This window comes from Bartonella sp. AU18XJBT (assembly GCF_028618595.1).
Lineage (GTDB): Bacteria > Pseudomonadota > Alphaproteobacteria > Rhizobiales > Rhizobiaceae > Bartonella.
This window is the reverse complement of the sequence record NZ_JAQITE010000022.1, coordinates 1-16431: the sequence shown is the minus strand read 5'-3', so window position 1 is coordinate 16431 and position 16431 is coordinate 1. Positions and strand designations below refer to the sequence as shown.

Here is a 16431-nt window from a genome sequence, read left to right as displayed (position 1 = left end):
TTCCTCCTAATTGTTGTATTTTATAAGAAATTGCTACGAATGATCCTTTCCAAAGCTGATAATTCATCATCACTGTGTCCCCAAATTGCTATAATGGCCGGGCAGGTATTCAAATCGATGGTTAGAGGGAGGGGCTCGTTTTCTTTAAAAAAGAGCATAAAATGAACTATATTTTCCCAAGAATGAAGCTTTTGTCGCCATACGTTAACATCTTTTATAATATGACCGTCGATCTTGTTGATAAGAAAGATAATACGCCCTTTTTTCTTAAGGCGGCTTGGTGTTTGCGAAAACACGCCCGCAATAAGGTTAACGGAGCTTTCAAGTAAATCATCATCATAGCAATGCGCGAATAAAGTTGGCGCAATTCCTCCGTGGAGGCGGGCTCCTACTTCGATCATCACTGGACCACGAGCTGTTTGCATGATTTCCATATGCGCGGGTCCATATTCAATCCCCAGCGCGCGAATGCATTGTTTTGCATAAGAGATAAGAAGGGCATAAGAGGGATCTTGAGCATCAAGTACATCAAGCGATTCATAAACAAAGGCACTTCCATTATGAATACCTTTTTTATATCGTGATAAAGCACATATCTTTACAGCATCTCCCTTTACAATGGCATCTACGATGTATTCCTCTCCCTCCAATCTTTCTTGGAGCAAATAAGTCTCGTTAGGTGTGCCAAAAATATTTTTCTGCGTCCAGTCAATCTCAGAAATCCACGCTGCTACTTCGTCACGGCTCGAGAAAAACAAAACACCATCGCTTCCAGCAGAATCGTTTGGCTTTACCACATAGCCGCTGGGACTTTCAAAACCATCGAGAGTACAATTGTCTTTTGTAAGAATTTTTGATCGGTTGTAAGATAAACCATTTTCACAAAGGCGCTTTTGCATTGCTGCCTTTTTCCGTCGCCAATCGGTGGTTGAGGGATTATTCCCAGGGCAATTATAATAAGCCGCCAATTGATCGGCACAATAAATACTTACCTCGGCGCCTGCTACCACAGACTCTATTGCGCCGATAGGAAAGCGTGTCTTTATCTCATCTACATTATGAAGTTTCGCTTCTGCCATGCCCTCTCCCTGATAAGAAAGCATATAGTGTGAAAAAGGAGCTTGTTGAGAGACAACCCCATAACAAGCATAGCCTAATTTTTGCAAAGCAGGACCATAGAGGGCGCCCGTGGAGAAAGGGTCGACAATAAGAATAGTTTTTCTCATACTTTGTTCCGCTGCAATAAAAGGAAAAGAACATAAATAAAGATTATTAAGCCTATAAGGGGTAGAAGATAAACAGCTGCTTGAGGACCCATAAGGGCAGAGCTTGTAAGAAGACCAAGGATAACATAACCTGCCGATTGGGAGAGAGTATAAAGCATGCCGCTATAGCTTCCCACCAGCTCTGCTTGAGTCTCTGTTTTAGTCGCTTCAATCGTATGTTTGCGGGCATTAATTCGCATGGTATTCATTGAAAAGCCAATAAAAAAGCAAAAGACCACAGCCAAATAGGGCGATTGTGTGGTGCTAAAAATAAGATCAGCTACGCTCAACATAAGGGCTGGGAGAATAAATTCAAAGCGAGGGATTTTGATAAAAGCAGCCAAAAAAGCGCCCATGCCCGCAACGGCACTGCAAAGCCCATAATATTCAGAGCCAAAATTTTTCACACTCTGAAAAAGAATGGTTGCTAGTGTATTATAAGCGCAAATATGAAAGCCAATAAGTCCTATGCAGACGCATAAAAGTTTAAGCTCACGGGAGAGTCCATCCGCTTGCGGTGTGGGTGCTGTCTTCTTATCGGTTGCAGGTGCTGTGGTATCTGTAGCGTTATATTCATCGCAAAAGATGATATATCCGGCTATAAGGCTTATAATGATGTCAAACACACAAAGTGCTACAATCAAACCATTATAGCCGATTTCAGCTGCTGCCCCTCGAGGGCTGGTTGCTTCTAAGAGATAACCACTCAATGCTGCTCCCAAAAAGGCGCCAATTTGCACCACTGTTTGCATAATGCGGGAAGCCTTTTGGGCGCTAATATAACCACTAAGTGCTAGTTTAGTATTATAAGTCTCGAGTGTGCTTAAGGTAATCAAAGAGAGATAGCCGATAGAGATAGAGACAGCGATAAAACCAAAGGGGGTATCAGCGTAATGAAAAAGTGCAATCAATAAAAGAAGGCTATAGATAATGATCCGCCTTTTGTATAAATCGACCAACCGCAGTGAGGCTTTAATGCGCACAAGTCCGCTTTTTTTCAAAAGATAGGGCATAAGGGTGCCCAAAGCCATGGTTACGCCTAGGAAAACAGATGAGGATGTTATGCGATAAGCATTCCAAAGATTACTTAAGAACAGAACCATATCAGAGAGATAAAGCAGGACAACAAGCCCATAAAACCGAAACATTTGCTGTTTGTGCACATCATCCCCCCCATTTCGGAATCTCTTAAAACACGCAGTATTATAAATCAGCACACATGTTTACGAATAATGAATACACACACATATTACTGGGAATGTCAAGTTTTTTGATCGGGAAAAATTGAACGCTGATGTTTATGGTAGTGATAGCTTATTTTCATGAGAATGAGTAGCGATGGAGGCTGGTATTTTCACTGTGTCTCTTGTGGGGGGCTTGCCAATAAGGGGAAAGCCAGATAACGAACATAACTATGTCCTAGAGATATATTTTGCGCTTTCAAGTTGATTTTGTTTATACTCAAGGTTGAGGTTTTTCTATTGATCGTTGTTAGATGTTGTTGTGACAACAAACTTCGTTATCTATCAGAAACATTTATGGCATTAGCGCTAAGGTATGCAGTTGTATTAAAGCCTTTGCATCGTAGTCTTTTCATAGCAAGGTATTATTGGTTCAGTTTTAGGAAGCTTTGTTACGGCTGATTTGGGCGTCGTCGTTGTTTGAGGTCTTATTATAATATTCTTAGTTTCAGTTTATGAGTATACCGAAAGATATAGTGAAACATTTGATTCAAACGCTTTGCAAGGCATATTTCAATATCTCAGCGATGTTTTCCGAGAATTGCTCTGCTGCTTTTTGACGGAATCGAATATCAAATTCTTATAGCGCAGGCAGTGGTTTGAGAAAAGATAGAGTTGATTTTATTAGATTCCTATGGAGCGCAATCTAGTAGCAGCTCTTAAGGGACAATAATATACTGAGATCGAACTCATTTCTATACACTTACACGACGCTATAGGAGTAATCCTCAGAAACTCTACTAGAATTCGTTAAGAAATGGCAGGGTATGTAGTGTGAGTAAAAAATATATTTTTTTACAAATGCTTAATCTCATTTTAAGCTGTCTAACATATAACCTCATCTCAAAACTAAGTCTATATACCGCCATTTATCATAAAGTTATACAAATGCGGGAGTATTGTGTGTTTCTGTTTAGAGACGAGTTAAAAAACACCTTATTAAACATTAAGAGATTTCAGACATAAAACAATTTAACTTATGGAGAGTATATAGACAAAATGTATCTTGATAAAAAAGTTTATAATTCCATGTGGTCTTCAAAGAAATTTTCTGGTTCTTTTATTGTCTTATGCGGGTTTGATGGGAGTGGAAAGACAACACAAATAAAAGAAATTGCTCGCCATTACTCAACAGAAAAACATATAATACAAACTTTTCAACCCAGTTATTGGTATAGAAATAATCCAGAAATTAGAGATTACTTAGATAATGGAAAAGCAATTGATCAGTTGCTTTTAGCACTCTTATCAGCGACAGATAGACGCAAACATACACTTGAAATTATTGAACCTTCCTTAGCTTCATCGCAAAATTTATTAATTAGCGATCGATATGTTTATTCTAGTCTTGCTTATTTTTATGCTCGAGAGCTTTCTGTTGAAAGTGTAGTTAAATTAAATCAATCTATTCCAAGACCTCATATTACATTTTATCTTCATTTGCCGCCCACTACTATACTGGAGCGGTTGCAGAAAAGGGATGGTTTAAAGTTAAAATACGAAGAAAAACTCTCTTTTATTGAAAAAGTTTATGAAGTATACCAAGTTTTATCAGAAATAGATGAGCGGTTTATAACACTTGATGGAACTGCTCCTGTTTCTTTAATTCATCATCAAATACGACATCATATAGATGAAGTTTGTTTTTGATTATGAATAAACTAATTTATTAATCAATTTATCCACGATAGATCCTTCTTTATGTATTCGTACTCTAAATCTGAAACTTTAGAGATATGATTGCAATAATTTAACTACTCAGGAAAAATATCGCGTTATATATTTTAATTGGAAAATTAACTGTAATGGGCTTGTTTTAAAAGATTTAGAGAAGGGGAGTAGAAAAGTTATCAATATTTATCGTGAGGATAATAGTATGTTTATTCTTTTAGAGACGAAGTGTGGTGATAGAAGAACGACATGGAGGGATATACATGAGCATATTTTTGTACACGGAATAATAAGGATAATGATGTGTGTGAAGCTTCCATATTATAAAATTGTTTCACATATGTATAAAGGTGTAGCTTCTGAAGAAAATTAACATAAAATATTAATTTTATTGTATTTTTATTCATAAATATTTCGTTTTCATAGAAAAATTAATCATATCACAGTACAAAGATTTTAAAAGCTTCAAAAAAGGAATTTTGCTTTCTTAAATTTAATGATCTAAAATCAAAATTGTAAGAATGCATGTTTAAAACAGGATTTATCATGCATATCGACTGGTATTTATTTTAGAGGATAATTTATGTTCACTTCAAATTTGAAGGAACGCATTGCTTTATTTAAAAATAGAACTTTTCTCTATTTTACTTTGAGCGGCTTATTTGCTACATTTGGAAACGGACTAAATTATATTGCATTGTCATGGCTTGCTTACAATCAGACGAGTTCAATCCGTGGTATAGCGTTGATGATGCTTTTTCTTTGGGCGCCTAGCATTATTTTTGCTCCTATTTGGGGCATATTGGCAGATAAATATAATCGTAAAACGCAGATTATTATTTCAAATCTCGTGAGAGGTTTGGTAATCGTTGGCTGGGTAATGCTTTGGCATTTTGGTATAGACATTGAATTGATGGTCTTATCTGCTCTTTTGGGCATTTTTATCTCTTTTTATATGCCATCAGCTATTTCTTTAATTCAAAGTATTGTGCTGAAGGAACAGCTCATTAATGCAAATGCGACCATCGATATGGTTTATGAACTTGGCACTATCGCAGGTATGGGCTTAAGTGGATTGATACTGTCCTATGCAGGAACAAAAGGAACTCTTCTAATAGGTGGTATATTCTTTATTATTGCTGGTTTATTTAATTTTGCAATGAAGGTACCTAAAAACCAAAGATCTAAAAATCAAAACCAGCAAAATTGGTGGAAAAATTATACAGAATCCCTTCATTATTTTAAACAGAATCCGGCTCTTTTTGTACCTTATGTAAGCCAGATGATGATTATGACTCTTTTGATGACTATTCCTGTTATTCTTGTTCCTTATATACAAGAAGTTTTAAAAGCGGATAGCAGGACCTTTGCAATATTTGAGGTACTTTATTCTATGGGCGTATTGACAGGTGCGTTTTTTTCACCGCTTCTTTGTAAAATTTTATCTATAAGGAAAACATTAGCCATTTTATTAGCTTTTATGGCTATTGGCCTTGCTATTCTATCTGTTAATACACACAATTTTGTTGCTTTTCCTGTTTACTTTATGATTGGATTTGGACTTTCGAGTTGGGCTCTTTCGATTTCTTTATCACAACTCTCTTGTGATCCTGAATACCAAGGAAGATTGCAGGCAGGTTTTAATGGTATCTCTGGATGTTTTATCCTCGGAATCTATCTCATTATGGCAAGCGATAACAGTAGCATATCACCTCAATCGATATATTTTTTTCAAAGCATTTTTGCGCTTGTTGGAATACTCATAGTGCTGTTTTATAGACATGAAAAACAATAAATTACATTTCAGTGTGGTAAATATACGCTATTTTATAAACATTTACGCTACAGCATATTTCATATTTTTCTTTTACAGGAGAGTGAGAAAATGTAAAAGTTAGTGCTTAATGAATAAAGCACAGAGTGATGTATGCTAGAGAATATTCTCTATTTTTTGATAATGATCCAAAAGAATTGCTGCGTTTCTTTAATTCATCTCACTGTTGTTAAGAAGACGAAAACGCAACACTTTAAATCTTCTTAAAAGTTTTTGATTTAAGCACAGTAGAAAGTAAAGCGATGAGGTAATATCTTATCATACGGGGAGGATGTTGCATTATTTTTGTTTTTCAAAATCCATATGAAAAATTGTATCAATTTCATCTTCATTGGAATGAGCATTTCTGCGACGATTCAAGGTTTGTACAATCTCTTTTTTTAAAACAGCATCTGTTTCACTTAAACGGAGAATACTGAGTTCTAATTCAAGAGATAAAGCTAAATCAACGCACAGTCTAAGCTCTTCTCCAATGTCCAAACCACGTTGATAGTCGTCATAAAGACCAACCAGTGTATCAGATAATTCTTTATCGCATAAAGAGGTCATACTTAATTCTTCCACGTTGCGGTTTTGCATGCAGTTTGTTTTAGTATCACACCACTATCATCACTTAGAATTGCCATGTATTACGAACCTCATGGTTTTGTCAATTTTCTGCAAAATACGCGCTTTTAAATCAATACCTATTTAAAGATTTTATTACTCCAACATTTTGAAGCGCCCAATTGTAAATATGGATGGTGATGTGTTTACTATAGAACTTATAGCATTTAAAATACATTGCCAAAAGGCTTTTAATGTGCATAGAGGAGGAGCATTCTGGCGATAAACCAAACACCCTGAAATCTCTATTGCCAATTACAGCTAAATCAGCGCTATTAATATATAAAATAAGCAAACATGGTTTGTAAACGTCTAACTTTTTAATAACGAGTGATTCTCTCATTTTTTGTAGAAGGCCAATTATTTTGCCACTTTTATACTGATTTTTAGACATTGATAAACTTTTTACCTTATGTTGTAATGTAAAAACTTTGGGAAGTGTATTATAGATTCTTGCAAAGAGATTTAAGCAGGTTTACTAGGCTGTTGAGTGAGAGAACCTGTGTTGGGCTTTTTGCTTCTGAAAGAATATGACTGTGGCTTTTGAGAAAGCAGTTGGCAAGAATTGGCTTGGCGTGCAAACTGATAGAGTTGGCAGTGGCGCATTTAGCTTTTTCATTGGGCTGTGTCCAAATGTTTTTGACTTTGGAAAATGGGCTCTGATAGGCTTGAGTTTTGCCAAGGTTATATTACAGGGGCGCAAGCGCAGTAAAATACCACGGCGATCGCATTTTTTGTGTGATTGTCATAATTTTCGCTCCTGCTTAAACGGATACTGTAGCATCCATTTTTGTGGGGTTATGTATGTGATAACTGCTCTTCTTAAGGAGCAGTAATAATAGATATAAATCAATATAATTATTTAGTCAACAATTATATTGATTTTGGAGTGTTTTTTTGGCTCGTCAGGAAGCAAAACCTAAAACTGAGTTGGCAAAACGTTTTCGTGAAGTGCGTCACGCTCTTGGTTTTACAGAGCGTAAGCAGTTTGCTGAACATCTTGGTATCACTGCTGGCTCTGTAGGAACTTATGAAACTGGTATAAGTGAGCCTACAGCCTCTGCGCTTTCCAAATATCAAGAAATTTGTGGTGTTTCATTAGATTGGCTTGTAACGGGCAATGGCGAGATGTTTTCAGATATGGCAAAGGCGAAAGCAGCTGGTTTTAAACCGCAAGCGATTCCGGCTGGGCTGATGAAAAAGCTTGGACATTTGGCTTATACGACCTATCATGATGCAAAAATAGATCTTTCTCCTGAAGATGTTGCGGAATTAGCAGCAGAGCTTTATGGAAAATTGCAAGAGCTTATTCAAAACCTCAATGATATGGAAGAAGTCGAAGCCATTTTGCCACTTTTAAAATTACATTTAAAGCGTAAAATCGAAACTGAAAAGCACATCTAGAAAATTCATAAGATACAAACGAACAGCCTTTTTAAAAAACTCTTTTGATTTTTTCTGTATGAACAGGTTTGAAACGGGAAAATCTAACGATTTTTTGGTCTCTTATTCAGCCTAAAAAATGATAAATTATCATTATAAATTAATGTATTTCTCTAATAAAGATAAACCTGTTTATAAAAAGAATTACAGTTAGTACTATAAAAAAATTATACAACAGTGAAAATACAATGACGATGTTTTGTTCCTATAAAAGGGTCACAGACATATAAGAGAGACGAACCAAGAGAGAAGAACGAAAGACCATTTATAGGCGCGCTTTTGTCTTTTTATGAAGATGATGAGATGAGCACGTTGAAACTTTTTACAGGGCGTGCATCATTATATTAAGAAAGATTTCTTTCAAAGATATGTATTATATATTGAAACAGCTTACCTCGCAGAAAAGAGTGAGGTTGTGATGATAATCGTTATCCATTACATTATGCTATAAGTTAAAAAAATCATAAATTTGTGCTTATAAGAACAGCTAATTTATTGAGAAGTATTTTTGCAAATTTATAAAAAATTATTTTTACACTCTTGCCATTCTTCTGAGACGCTTTACTTAAAAAGTAGAATTGCTCTTTAGTTAAACTATTTTTGTTAAGAGATAAATCGCAGTGTTTTGAATGGAGATTACATTATATTTTCAAAGTCTTGTGTTTTTATTTATTTTTTAGCTTGAATCCCTCTAGCTAAAAGGATTGGGGACTTTTCTAGATTCGATGTTGTTGCAAAGATTTTAGGGTGATGCCGTAATAAATAGCGGTGTCGATGGGAGGGTTGTATCTTGATTTATTGGTTTTTGAAGTGTGCAAACTAAGGGGTTTGCCATGTGTGTTTTCACGCGTTGTGATGATGTTGAACTCTGTTGGAGGAGGTTCCTTATGAAAAAAAAATATTCCACACCAAATTTAATTAAAGTTGTCTCTCTTAGTACGGTAATGGCGACACTCTTATCGAGTGTTTCTCCTGTTTTTGCGGCGAATCTCTCAATAACAGGAGTGAAAGTTAACAGCTCTAATATGCCGCAAGTTGAGTATCCACATGGTAGTCATGGGAGTGTTGTTTTTGCGGGTGATGATGATTTCTGTGGTGCAGACAATGTTATTGGTCGTGGCGGCAAACAACAACAAGGAGTTGCTGATAGTCAACGAATAACCGCACAAGAACAATATGAGAGATTTGTTGGTGAGAAAGTTTTTGGAGGTCGTAGTCCTTATGGTACGACCACTGGACAGGTTATTTGGGCGGGTGATGGATACACGACCAGCACTGATGGTAGAGTTTTAGGTGGTTATATGGGAGCTCTAACGAGAGGCACTACTAGTGCTATGCCTGAGGCTTATGGTGTTTATTCTTTTGCAACTGGTTGTGGATCTGCTGCAACGGGGAATTATTCAACCGTTTTTGGTGCAGGTGCGACAGCAAAGGCTGGAGGAGCGCAAGCTTTTGGTGTTTCCGCGCTTGCAAGTGGTAAAGCAAGTGTTGCTATGGGTGTGGGATCAGAAGCATCGGGGGAATCTACGGTTGCTATTGGTGGTCTTGCGACTGCTTCTGGTAAAAATAGCATTTCTATAGGTGTGCGTTCCCAAGCTACGCTGGACGATGCGATTGCGTTTGGTTCAGATGCAACAGCAAGCGGTATAAATAGTGTTGCTATTGGTAAGGTGGCATCTGCATCTGGTTACGATAGTATTGCATTAGGATTAAAGACCAAAGCAACTGACGAGTACGCGGTTGCTATAGGCACGAAGGCTGAAGCTCAAGCTCTTGGTTCTATTGCAATAGGTGGTGGGGAACCTGCAGACAACGGGGAGGAAAGAAAAGTAATAGCAAAGGGTAAAAATTCGATTGCCATAGGTACTCATACTTATGCAGAGACGGCTCATTCAGTTGCAATTGGTATAAACGCACAAGTACGTGTTATAGATGGTGTTGCTGTGGGTGGAGGATCTGTCTCTCGTGTTGAGAGTGGTGTTTTTGGTTATGATCCTGTAACAAATACTACAACAACAAAGAGTGATCTTGTGTGGAAAAGCACAGGAGGTGATTTTAGTGTTGGTAATACTAACCAGAATTTAACGCGACAGATTACAAATGTTGCAGCCGGGAGTGAAGACACTGATGCTGTGAATGTTGCACAGCTGAAAGCTATGAGAGATGTCATAGCAGGAGGAGGAGCTTGGAAACTTTCTACGAACGATACAGATCCGACAGAGGTTAATGCAGGCAATACTGTAGATTTTTCAGTGAAAGATACAGAAGTAGGAAAAGACAACTTAAAGATAGAAAAAGATAGTGCAAATAATAAGCATAAAATCCAATTTACTTTGAGTGATACTCTCAAACTTACAAGCGTCACTACAGGCAAGAGCACGATGAGTGATGATGGCTTTGTAATCAAGGACGGCCCTCGCATGACTGTGGATGGCTTTTTTATTAATAGTAATAATGGTCCAAATGTAACTGTGGATGGTATTGATGCTGGAAATCAAAAGATTATAAACGTAGCAGAGGGGACTGAAGATACCGATGCAGTAAATTATAAACAGCTAAAAGCTATAGAAAAAGCAACCAAAACGAGTTGGCAGCTTGCTGTTAATGGTGGGGATGCTACGGCTATTGGTCCCAATGGTACAGTAAATTTTCAGTCAGCTGACAATAAAGGTACAAAAAATATTAAGATTGAAAAAGACGACGATCACAATGTCACATTTGATCTAGCTGATAATATTAATGTAATGAGTGTCACAGCAGGAGAAAGCATCATGAGTGCTGTTGGCTTTAAGTTTATTGATGGTAATGGTCCAAGTATGACTGTGGATGGTATTGATGCTGGCCGTACAAATATTAGAAATATGTTAGATGCGACTGAAGATGATGAGGCAGTAACTTATGGACAGTTGAAAGAAGTAAAAACACTGGCAGAAAAAGGCTGGAAACTTTCTGTTGATGGTACACGTGCTACAGATGTTAAAGCTGGGAGTACAGTAGATCTTGTTGCGGGTGAGAGTGGGGATGGAAGCAAAAATATCAAAATTGTAAAAAGCGATGACAATAAAGTTACATTTACTTTGAATGATAATCTTACGCTCACAAGTGTCACAACAGGCAACAGTATTATGAATGGTGACGGCTTTAAGTTTGTTAATGGGGGTCCAAGTGTAACTGCGAATGGTATTAACGCTGGCAATGAAAAAATCACAAAAGTGAAAGCTGGGACTGAAGATACCGATGCTGTAAATTTTTTACAGCTGAAAGAAATAAAAGACCAAATAGCTGGCAATAGTCTTGTTCAATGGGACGAAGGGCAGAAACTTATCACCATTGGTAAAGAAAAAGGTGGAACGAAAATTGATATTACAGGTAACGAGGGAGATCGGATTATCGCAGGTGTTAAAGACGCAGTAAACGGTAATGAAGCTGTTAATAAAAAACAACTGGACGAAAGCATAGAAAAGATTTCTAAAGACGCTTTGTTGTGGGATGAAGATGAACAGGCTTTTGTTGCAAGTCGTGAAAAAGAAGGAAGTAAAGCAGACTATAGAATTACTCACATTTTAGATGGTGACGTTAATGAAGAATCAACAGATGCTATAAATGGTTCCCAACTTTATTCTATGGGTAGCAAAATTGCAAAACACTTTGGTGGTAATGCCTCATTCGAGAATGGTGTCTTTACAGGACCAAAATATGAATTAACGACTATTGCAGAAGATGGTGCAGTAAGTATAGGGGAATATGCTGATGTTGGTTCAGCTTTGGATGTAGTTAATAAAAATGTCTTTGCGGTTGATCATAGAATAACCACTGGGTTTCTTGATATTGCTGAGTATTTTGGTGGTGGCGCTAAGTATGAGAAAGGCAAATGGACGGCTCCTACTTTCAAGGTTTCTCAGCGTGGGGAGAATGGTAATATTGTTGAGAAGGAACACCATAATGTCGCTGATGCTTTAGGTGATGTTAACACTTCTATCACAGATATTTACAGTCAGATTAATAATGTAACAGAAAATAGTCTTGTTAAGTGGGATGAGGGCGAAAAGCTTATCACCATTGGTAAGGAAAAAGGCGGTGCGAAGATTGATATTACAGGCAGTGGAGGATCTCGAACTATCGCGGGCGTGAAAGCTGCAGAGAACGATGATGAAGCAGTTAATAAAAAACAACTCGATGACACTGTAATAAATATTAATAATAATGTTATTAATCAAATGGATAAATTTGCGGTTCTCTATGATAAGAATGATGATAATTCTATTAATTATAACAGTGTGACCTTAGGAGGTAATAGGGCTAATGGGCAAGTTGCTCTTCATAACGTCAAAGATGGAAAGATTTCTGATCAATCGCATGACGCTATCAATGGTAGCCAGATTAATAAAATATCCCAAAATGTTGCTGAATTTTTTGGTGGTGGCACCTCATTCGAGAATGGAATCTTTAGAAAACCAAGATATAATTTAACTACTATTGATGAAAAGGGTCAGGTAAAACAGAAGGAACATAATGATGTTGGATCGGCTTTGTCGGGGCTTGATACAAATATCAGGCACGTTAATCATCATTTAGACCTTTCAATGAAGGACGTTGCTTCTTATTTCGGTGGTGGCGCTGGATATAATGAAAATGGAGAATGGCATGCTCCTACTTTCCAAGTTTATCATATCGGCGATAATGGTGCTGTCTCTAAGCAGCCTTACTCAAATGTTGCTGATGCTTTTGAAGGTGTGAACAATACCTTCACAAATATACACAATCAAATCTCTGATATAACAAAAAATAGTCTTGTGAAGCAAGAAAATGAGTCCGCGCCTATTACCATAGGTAAAGAAACCGGTGGTACAGAAATAAATATTGCAAATAAAAATAATCAAGAGAGAACACTTTCTGGTATAAAAGATGGTAGCATTGATGAAAATTCCCACGATGCAATTAATGGCAGTCAGATTAATAAAATATCAGCAGATATTGCAAAGTTTTTTGGCGGTGGTGCAAAGTTTATTAACGGTGCTTTTGAAGGGCTGAAATACACTTTATCGGCTATTGTAGATGGTAAGGTAGGACAGGCTAATTTTTATGACGTTGGTTCAGCTTTAACAGGTCTTGATAATAATGTTAAAGATGTGAATCAGCGCTTAACAAATGTATCCAATGAGTTTAATCAGCAAATTGAAAATTTCTCTAAAGATGCTTTACTGTGGGATGATGAAGAAGAAGCTTTTGTTGCACGTCATGAAAAAGATGGGCAGAAGACAAAGAGCAAATTGAAATATCTTTTAGATGGTGAGATTGCTAAAGGTTCAACGGATGCCATTACGGGTAACCAGCTTTATTTCATGAGCAACCAGCTTGCTAATTATTTCGGTGGCGGTGCCAAATATGAGAATGGCAAATGGACAGATCCTACTTTTAAGATTGTTCAAGTCAATGCTGATGGTACGACTGTTGAGAAAGAGCACCATAATGTTGCTGATGCTTTTGGTGATATTAATAATGGGATGTCAAATATTAATGACCGTATTGATGATGTCATCAACAAGGTCGATTCAGATGCTTTAAAGTGGAATGATAAAGAAAAAGCCTATGATGCTGGTCGCGATGGTAAGCCGAATAAAATTATCAATGTAGCTGATGGCAAAATTGAAAAAGGTTCAAAAGACGCGGTTAATGGTGGACAACTTTGGGAAACCAATGAACGTGTCACGGGTGTTGAAAAAGATGTTAAGCATCTTAACAACAGAGTCGATAACATTTCCAATACCATTGCTGATATTGGTGACACAGTTATCAATATTGATGCCAAAGTTGATAATATCAATAATAGAGTTGATGTCATTGCTGAGGATGCTGTTCGCTATGACAGAGATGAAAACGGTAAAAAAACCAACAAAATCACATTAGCAGGGGGTGATGCCAGTGAACCAGTTCTGATTGATAATGTCGCTGATGGTAAAATTGAGAAAGGATCAAAAGAAGCTGTAAATGGTGGTCAACTCCATGACTATACTCAAGAACAGATGAAGATTATTCTTGATGAATCCAAGCATTATACGGATCAACGGGTTAATAATATTGTGATTGATGCGATTGACGATGCGGTTGATCGGTCTAAACAGTATACTGATATGAAGTTTGACGTTTTAAACTACAGCATTGAGAGTGTAAAAAAAGAGGCAAGACAAGCAGCGGCTATTGGTCTTGCGGTGTCTAACTTACGCTACAATGATACACCTGGAAAATTAAGCGTTGGATTTGGTACTGGTTTATGGCGTAGTCAATCTGCATTTGCCTTTGGTGCAGGTTATACCTCAGAAAATGGAAAATACCGCTCTAACATATCCGCAACAACTTCTGGAGGTCACTGGGGTGTAGGTGCGGGATTCAATATGACATTAAACTGATAATAAACAAAATATATAAAAATTCCTTTTCACCCCTGTCTCATGAGGCAGGGGTGAATTGTTGTTACGCATGTAAAAATTATATATATGTAAATTGATAAGCGCTATAACAACAAATACAGGTTTAAAAAACAGAAAAAACCTATACACTTTCAACAAAATGAACTTCTTATTTCAAAATAAGATAATAAGTTTTTTCATAAATCATAAGTCCATTATTTTCTGCGTTCACTTTTAAATCTAAAGAAAATTTCACTCTCTAAAAATCTATTAAAAAACTTTCTAGTAAGACAAAGGTATATATTTAAATATATTTCAATTTTACTGTAGGAAGTTATAAAAACAATATACTAAACCAATTCTACCCCTTGCAAAAAACAACCAACAGGTTTAAAGATTAAAAAAACCAACCAACACAAGAAAACTTACCTTTTTAGGAAAGGTAAGAGAACAGAGCGCATTAACTACAAAACATCAACTTCTCTATCTTTTCAATCAGTCCTTAAACTTTTGAATATATTTAGAAAAACCAATTTCAGAGAGCTTTGTAGCGTTTAAATGTGTTTTTTTTGTGGTTATAGTTATTTTTTCATTGGGGAGTTCATTATGAAAAAATTATATACAAAATTAGCAGGGAGCGATTTAAAATTTTCTCGTTTTTCTTTTGTTAAAGTTCTTTCATTGGCTACAGCGGCTACATTTTTATCGAATGTTACACCTGTTTTTTCAGCAAATCCTGATTTTAGAAACACCTTTCTCGAAGGTGTTAACAGTGCTGGTGTCTCTTATCCGCAAAGCATTATCTCTGTTGCTGGTTTGAATGCTTCTTCTGTTTCAAAAGACAATTATTTAACAGCACTCAATAAAGCGGGGTTAGAAAAGATTAATGCTGCCGATGACTATGCAAATTTTTTAACTAAAACCCTCTCTGGTGTAAGTGATTATAGTCCTGTCGTGAATGTTTTGATGGCGGATAGCAAAAATGTATTGGCAAGAACCCTAGATGCAGGAGGGCAATATAAAAAGTCTCTCGTCAGTCCACGGTCATTTGTGGTTGATAACTCTATAGACCAACAGCTTGCACAGGATGATGAGAATACAGATATTATTAATGTGTCTAATATCTTACGGAGTGGTTCAACAGAGGGAATGCAACGTGATGTATCGGGAAATAATGTTATTTTTGGTAATGATATTATTTCGAAAACCGTGGACAGTGTTGTTATTGGTTATAAAGCGAAGGCGGTATTAGCTGAAGGAAACCAAAAGTTAGCGGCATCCGTTATCATAGGTTCTAAATCTGAGATCCATAGAGGTGGATCCGTTGCTGTTGGTGCAGATATAGTGTCACTAAAGAATGACGCGGTTGCTGTTGGTCGTTTTGTACGGGTGGAGGAGGATGACGGTACAGCTTTAGGCTTCAAAACGCAGGTGAAAGTGGTAGGGGGCGTTGCTCTAGGAAGCAATTCTATAGCTAAGAGGGCTGCTGGTGTTCCGGGTTATACTTCTGTGCTGCAGGGACCTGCAAAAAATACGTCATCTTATTGGAAATCTACATTAGGTGCTGTTAGTGTTGGTGATGCTGATACTAAAAAAACGCGCCAAATTACAGGTGTAGCGGCTGGTAGTGAAGATTCAGACGCAGTGAATCTAAGACAATTGCAAGACTTAGAAGATGTCGTAAGAAAAAATGGTTGGAAACTCTCTGTCGGTGGGAAAGATGCTAAAACAGTCATTATGGATAGCGGAGTAGATTTTTCCACTGGAAGTACAAATCTTAACATTACAAAAGGCGATAAAAATAATAATGTAAAATTTGATTTAGCTCAAGATGTTACATTAACGAGCTTAAAGGCAGGCACAACCACCCTAGATGCAACAGGTCTGGTCATTACTGATGGTCCGAAAATAACCACAGGTGGTATTGGTGCTGGAAATAAAAGGGTAACTGGTATTGCATCTGG

General features: G+C 37.0%; 8 protein-coding genes and 1 pseudogene. 6 read left to right on the top strand and 3 right to left on the bottom strand.

What is annotated here, in order from left to right; translation table 11 throughout:
• Positions 1-20: 20 nt before the first annotated feature.
• Positions 21-1226, bottom strand: coding sequence for an ATP-grasp domain-containing protein (locus tag PVV60_RS06870; protein WP_273723960.1), 1206 nt, complete (start codon positions 1224-1226; stop codon positions 21-23).
• Positions 1223-2413 carry an MFS transporter gene (locus PVV60_RS06865; protein WP_275065029.1) on the bottom strand — a complete coding sequence of 397 codons (1191 nt, stop codon included), beginning with the start codon at positions 2411-2413 and terminating at the stop codon, positions 1223-1225. The genes PVV60_RS06870 and PVV60_RS06865 overlap by 4 nt, the downstream gene beginning before the upstream one ends.
• Before the next feature lie 1092 nt (positions 2414-3505).
• On the opposite strand from PVV60_RS06865, the gene tmk reads away from it, so the two are divergent.
• A complete protein-coding gene (gene tmk, locus PVV60_RS06860; RefSeq protein ID WP_273723958.1) occupies positions 3506-4156 on the top strand; it encodes a dTMP kinase in 651 nt (216 codons plus the stop codon).
• 604 nt (positions 4157-4760) lie between these two features.
• A complete protein-coding gene (locus PVV60_RS06855; RefSeq protein ID WP_273723957.1) occupies positions 4761-5972 on the top strand; it encodes an MFS transporter in 1212 nt (403 codons plus the stop codon).
• Between the two features lie 318 nt (positions 5973-6290).
• Here PVV60_RS06855 and PVV60_RS06850 read toward each other — a convergent pair whose 3' ends face one another.
• Positions 6291-6560 carry a hypothetical protein gene (locus PVV60_RS06850; RefSeq protein ID WP_273723956.1) on the bottom strand — a complete coding sequence of 90 codons (270 nt, stop codon included), beginning with the start codon at positions 6558-6560 and terminating at the stop codon, positions 6291-6293.
• Between the two features lie 593 nt (positions 6561-7153).
• Between PVV60_RS06850 and PVV60_RS06845 the strand changes: the two genes are divergently transcribed.
• From PVV60_RS06845 to PVV60_RS06830, 4 genes and pseudogenes are all read left to right on the top strand, one after another.
• A complete protein-coding gene (locus PVV60_RS06845) occupies positions 7154-7453 on the top strand; it encodes a hypothetical protein (protein ID WP_273723955.1) in 300 nt (99 codons plus the stop codon).
• A 61-nt stretch (positions 7454-7514) separates the two neighbouring features.
• Positions 7515-8021 carry a helix-turn-helix domain-containing protein gene (locus PVV60_RS06840; RefSeq protein WP_273723954.1) on the top strand — a complete coding sequence of 169 codons (507 nt, stop codon included), beginning with the start codon at positions 7515-7517 and terminating at the stop codon, positions 8019-8021.
• A gap of 926 nt (positions 8022-8947) precedes the next feature.
• The gene (locus PVV60_RS06835; RefSeq protein WP_273723953.1) at positions 8948-14467 is read left to right on the top strand and encodes a Vomp family autotransporter; all 5520 of its coding nucleotides are present in this window, start codon (positions 8948-8950) and stop codon (positions 14465-14467) included.
• Positions 14468-15073: 606 nt separating this feature from the next.
• Positions 15074-16431: pseudogene (locus tag PVV60_RS06830) on the top strand (hypothetical protein); the annotation flags it as partial.